Source organism: Saccharibacillus sp. CPCC 101409 (assembly GCF_030518235.1).
GTDB lineage: Bacteria > Bacillota > Bacilli > Paenibacillales > Paenibacillaceae > Saccharibacillus.
Genome location: NZ_JAULSA010000039.1, coordinates 1 through 2,918, shown reverse-complemented (window position 1 = coordinate 2,918; position 2,918 = coordinate 1). Strand labels below are relative to the sequence as shown.

General features: G+C 54.9%; 2 protein-coding genes. Both read right to left on the bottom strand.

Features of this window, described 5'->3' with window-relative positions; translation table 11 throughout:
* Window positions 1-1,700, bottom strand: a 1,700-nt coding sequence (locus QWJ34_RS26900) for an NHL repeat-containing protein (RefSeq protein WP_483314315.1), incomplete at its 3' end; no start/stop codon positions are given.
* Between the two features lie 909 nt (window positions 1,701-2,609).
* Window positions 2,610-2,918 (bottom strand): S-layer homology domain-containing protein (locus tag QWJ34_RS26895; RefSeq protein ID WP_302732219.1); only part of this gene is annotated, 309 nt, incomplete at its 5' end.

Here is a 2,918-nt window from a genome sequence, read left to right as displayed (position 1 = left end):
GCTTTGAGCGTGTTCGCCCAGCCGCCGACTTTGACAACCGTGAACGTACTGAAATGGTTCACGGTAAATTGAATGCCGGCTTTGCCGTCTTCAAGCTGCGAAGCCGTGCCGCGTACCAATTCCTTCGTGCCGTCGCTGTGCTCGATATAGATGCCCAGCTGCTGCATGTCCGCAGCGGTATACGTTCCTGCCGGAAGCGGCAGGGTCAGCGTAACCGGACGGCTTTGCAGATTGGTTTCGATCGTCATCGGACGACCGAGTACCGTGATATCGCTGCCGTTCGCCGTCGATACGATCGCCGGATTGGACAGCGCGCGCTGCTGGATTTCCGCGCCGGTGGACGTGCTTTTTACCGGCACGAGATGGAAATACAGATCGTCGCTTACTCCGTCGAGGGACGAAGTCGGCACGTCGATGCGCACGTTCGGATTCTGGATCACCAGCGCGATGCCTTCCTGCTTGAGCGCCGCCGAAGCCGCGGTCGGCACCGTCAGGTTCCACTCGGACACTTCGTCGCTCGGGTCCGGCAGGACGATCGCCGCCGTTTTGGAACCGGCCGCTTTGAGCTGCTCGATGACTTCTTTGGCTTTCGCCGCGGTCAGCTGCAGCGCGTCTTTCGTTTTGCCGTCCGCCGACTTGGTGCGGGTGATGTCCAGCGTGGAAACCACCGCGCCTTTGGCAACGGCTCCGTTTTGCACGTTGACTTTAACGATGCTGGTTTGCGTCGACGGTGCAGGCGCTGCGGCCGGCGCGGTCGTAACCGGCGTCGATGTTCCGCCGGTGGACGGAGTCGACGGTGTCGGCGTTACCGGGGTCGGATTCGGCTTTACCGGCGTCGGAGGTTCGGACACAGGCGGCTCCGAGATCGGCGGATTGGTTATAGGACCCGGCGAGTGAATATCCGGCTCTGCTGCAATCGTGTACTCGGAGAATAAAGTAAGGCCGGGACGTTCTTGCAGCTGCTTGGCCGCTCTTACTGCGAGCACATTGCGCCTGGAGTCCGGGAAGTACGGAAACTCCGGCAGGTTACGCAGCGTGACTTCGTTCTTGTCCGCCGAAGTTTGATGAGCAACTTCTTCCCATTGCGCTTCCTTATTGTGTTCGTCGTACTCTTTCAATCTGTATACATAGTAATCCGTCGCATCCGCAACCGATTCCCAACTGACCACGGCTGTTCGGGCATCGTAGAATGTCACGCCCGCTTTTCCCGGAGCCGCCATCCCCCGCACAATCTTCATTATGCGTTTGTTGTTGGTATCCGAGATATAAAGGGTGCCGTCATCACCGACTGCGACGCCCTGTGGCGAATCAAGCGCGGTCTTTTTCGGATCGAGGCCTTCCGCTCCTTTTCCGGCTTCGCCCGTTCCGGCGACTACTTTGAAGCCTGTTCCGCTGCTTCCGACGCTGATGATTCTGTGTTTTGCCGTTTCCGCAATATACAGGGTATCGAAAGAACCGTCTGTTGTGATTGCCGTCGGGTAAGCCAGATCGCTGACGATAGCTTCTGCCGATCCACTGTCTAGATTCAGCCTCCACACCTTCCCGTTTGCGGCATTGACATCGCCCGTCTGCAAAATATAAAGATTGCCGTAAGCGTAAGCCAGATCGACAGGATTCTGTAGGTTCGCTCGGGTTGAATCCAGAATGGTCTCAACGACCGGCGGATTCGGATCGTTTTCTAAGGGTTTGATTATTTTCACAACTTTATTTGCGGTTGTGTCGGCTACATAAGCATTCCCGGAATCGTCAAAAATGATACCTTCCGGCTGTTGAAACTCGTATCCAGGCCAAGCAACAAAAGTGCGAACGAATCGTGCAATAGGATCAAGATTATTCGAATTTTTTTCTGCATCTCCTACAAATACTCCATTTACTGCATCGGTAAAGGAAGTTCCGGCGATGGGCAGAGGCGACAAGCTGTTGCTGTGATCGGACGGATCGACTGCAATATCGCTGATTTCAAACGTTTTATCTTTTTCTAATTGAAGTTGATAAGGCGAAGTCAGCGCATAAGACATTTGATTATCGATATTCATTCCGGAATCTTCTATCGCCCATACGGTACTGTAAGAGTAGGGGTTAAAGATCATCGGATCCGGAGAATCGTTGACAAGAAGAGCTTGCATAGGCTTAGAGTAAGCCAAATCCGTAGGTCTTTGAAATTTCCCGGTTTGGTTCTGCTCATCGGCGCCCGCCACATTCAGCATAACGTAATTTTTAGCCGTTTCGGCTTTCGCCGTTCCGCTCCCAAAGCCCGGCACCGTACCCAGCACAGTCGCGCCGATCAATGTTGCGATTGCGCTTTTTTGCAGCCATTTTTTTGCACGATCGTTTGCAAGCAATTTGAGTCTCCTCTTGTTGTTCATCTGCAAATCGTGTCCCCTCTGTATGGAATATGGAATCCGCAGATTCCGTATTGAACTGATACTAATATATCGTCACGCTCTGAACAATTTCTGAACAATACGACTAAAAAAAGCGAACCATTCACTGGGAATGATTCGCTTTTAAACTTATTTCATTTAGGCCGTTCGGGTGCTGCGGCCAGCGGTTTCGCGCTTTGTCCGGGGGAGCAAAGCGCGAAGGCTCGAGCGGCCCGAGGTGGACGATTAGCGGTTCATCGAAGCCGCGCGAATGGCGTCGTACGCCCAGTAGCTGCCGGCTACGTCTTTCCACTGCCCGCTGCCCGCTTCGCCGCGCGACGCGTCCAGTCCGATCAGGCGGTTAATCATCGATACCGCTTCGGCGCGGGTGATATCCCGGTTCGGCTTGAAGCTGCCGTCCGAATAGCCCGTAATGACGCCCGCCGCTTGCAGTCGGCCGGCTGCTTGAGCCGCCCAGTGGCTGCCGCTCAAGTCGCTGAAGCTTGCCGCTGTCGTTGTCGATGCCGACGTTTGCGGCAGCAGCTTCGCCAGCAC